This window comes from Pelosinus propionicus DSM 13327 (assembly GCF_900114615.1).
Taxonomy (GTDB): domain Bacteria; phylum Bacillota; class Negativicutes; order DSM-13327; family DSM-13327; genus Pelosinus; species Pelosinus propionicus.
The window spans coordinates 1-2,675 of record NZ_FOTS01000111.1; the positions used below are offsets into that span (position 1 = coordinate 1).

A 2,675-nucleotide genomic window follows, 5' to 3' on the forward strand; every position below is an offset into this window, starting at 1 on the left:
CTTTTCGCTATGATTCCTCTTGATATCCCCGTCGCTCTTTCTAGCTCTCTTATTGATAATCCTACTTTTTTCAACTGGTTCACGATTGTATCTCGCTCTTCTTTTTCTATGGGACATGGGGACAGGTCTTTTGTCCCATTTACCAATCGACTCTTAATTATCTTTCTATCATTCAGTGTCAACTAAAGAGAAGCTACCATAATAAATTACTAACCAATTTATTATGGTAGCTTCTCTTTTATAAATGCTAAATACTGCTATATTCTTACATTATAATCATTTTTTACCAGGCAAGGTTACGCTTCAGGTTTCATATTAATTGTAAATCAGTGACTACCTATGGATGGGTAGTTACTGAAATACCTTTTCTACACCTTCGAGCATGTTGGGATTAGAAGGAAAAATTATGCCCACCACTAATCATCGTCTTTTATTGATAGAGCATCCCATATACTCATAATTTGAGTAATCGCTGCGTCTATTGCCTCAAGCTGCACTCCATCTCTTGCTTGAATTGAAATTCCGTGCAAAAAGGATATGAAAAACGTCGTCAACATATCAATATCAGTTGATGATGAAAGTTCACCCTGATCAATAGCACGCCGTATACACTTAGACATCCAACTCCGTACTAAATCCCTTTCCTCTTTGAGCATTTCACGTATATGTATATGCTCCAAAGAGCAGGTGCTTGCCGAAATCACAGTTAAACATCCCAAAGGATGGCATCCATCGGTTTGCATTTTGGCCGATTGTCTTAGTGCCAATTCAATAGCCTTACTTGGAGCAAGTGAGCTGTCTTTCAGACTTAACATAACTCGACCATACGTAGATGTATATAAATCAATCACTTCTTTGAATAACTTTTCTTTTGATTCAAAGGCTGTGTAAAAACTGCCAGCCGAAATGTTTCCCATAACTTCTCTCAGCTGTGAAAGCGAAGTAGACTCAAATCCCTGCTCCCAAAATAACATCATTGCATCAAATATCGCTTTATCTCGGCTAAAAGCCCGCGGCCGTCCTGTCTTGACCATAAGATGATCCTCCTTCCTGAGTTTGTATATATCATAACTAATAAAAATACTGTAGACAAGTACTTATACTAAACTAATTAATCGTTTATTTACCTTGAAAATTCTACTCTGGATAAAATTCAATTAAACCCATGCTGCTTTGATTTTAATGCTGTAAATAGTGCCAGGAGTAATAAAACAAACATTGCCCCTGAAAATGAGCTTGGGCCTATTGTTTTTAGAAGTATACCTCCTGTTAAGGCACCACTTGCAATTGCTAAATTCCATACTGTTGTGTTTATCGACATAACCATATCAACCGCTTCATCTTTAACAGTTTCCGCAAGTGCTGTCTGTAATAATGTCGCTGCACCACCAAATGTTAACCCCCACATAATAACACCTATATATATCACAATAGCATTACCACCATTGATTCCAAATAGAACTGAATCGATTGTAAAAACAGCTATACTGCTCAGTACCAAGAAACGTAACCAACGGTCAATTAGTGAGCCTACAATAAAGATACTTGTGAGTGCTGAAATTCCAAATAGAAATAATGCCAGATCTACGCGTTGCATATCAAGTGATATAAGAAAGGGGGCAATATACGTATAAAGTATATTGTGAGCTGTCATCCAAGTCATAACCACAAAAAGGATTGAGCGCACCCCAGGAGTCTTGAAAACATCAATAATTGAAAGCTGCTCATCATTAGACTGGCCTGGATAATCCGGCACTTTCCAGAGTATCCAACCGATCAGTATAAAAGCCATAAAGGACATAATTCCAAATACCGAGCGCCAGCCAATAAACGCACCCAAAAACGTTCCAATTGGCACACCAAAAGTCAAAGCAATGGGTGTACCAATCATCGCTATTGCCATGCCACGTCCCTTAAGCTCATCAGATACCATACGCCGAGCATAACCTGCAATTAATCCCCATGCAATACCGGCAGATACTCCCGCAAAAAAACGGGCAATCAATGTCAGTATATAACTAGATGATATAGCGGTAACGCTGTTAAAAACAAGAAAACCACAGATTGCTGATAGAAGAAGAGGACGACGACGCCACCGTCGAGTTGCAACAATAACAGGAATGGCTGCTGTCAGTGATCCAACTGCATATAAAGTAACTAACTGCCCTGCAAGACTTTCCGAAACATTGAGTCCGTTACTTATCTGAGGAAGCAAGCCGGCAGGAAGAGTTTCAGTCATAATCGCCATAAAGCCCGCCATGGCTAAAGCTAATAAACCCAAGATTGGAAGGCGATATTTTTCACCACTATTGATATTTTTTTTCATTTAAATAAATGCTCCTTAAATTATATTTGGATCGATCATTCCATATATAATTTTATATTCTTATTCTTTACCTGTCAACATCTTTTGGATCAAAAGATCCAAAAGATGTTTTCTAGTGATTTACTTAAAAAATACCATATAAAAAAAGCTCCATCCCTATTTCTAACAAGGGTTGGAACTATTTGTCGCTATTACCAGCGTCACAATATTTCGTGCTGCTTTTTAACTATTACAGAAGGTTACAGAAGAAGGTTACAGAAGTCGAGTAGAGGCAGACCTCACGATCTAGCCCCCCTCACGGAACCGGACGTGCCCTATTAAGGCATCCGGCTCTTCATAATAGCATTCA

2 protein-coding genes are annotated in these 2,675 nt (G+C 38.7%); both read right to left on the reverse strand.

Annotation, left to right across the window (positions count from 1 at the left end):
* Positions 1 to 416: 416 nt before the first annotated feature.
* A complete protein-coding gene (locus BMZ99_RS25655; protein WP_090944921.1) occupies positions 417 to 1,034 on the reverse strand; it encodes a TetR/AcrR family transcriptional regulator in 618 nt (205 codons plus the stop codon).
* 119 nt (positions 1,035 to 1,153) lie between these two features.
* Complete coding sequence (locus tag BMZ99_RS25660; protein WP_090944924.1) at positions 1,154 to 2,326, reverse strand: MFS transporter; 1,173 nt, start codon at positions 2,324 to 2,326, stop codon at positions 1,154 to 1,156.
* Between the last annotated feature and the right edge of the window lie 349 nt (positions 2,327 to 2,675).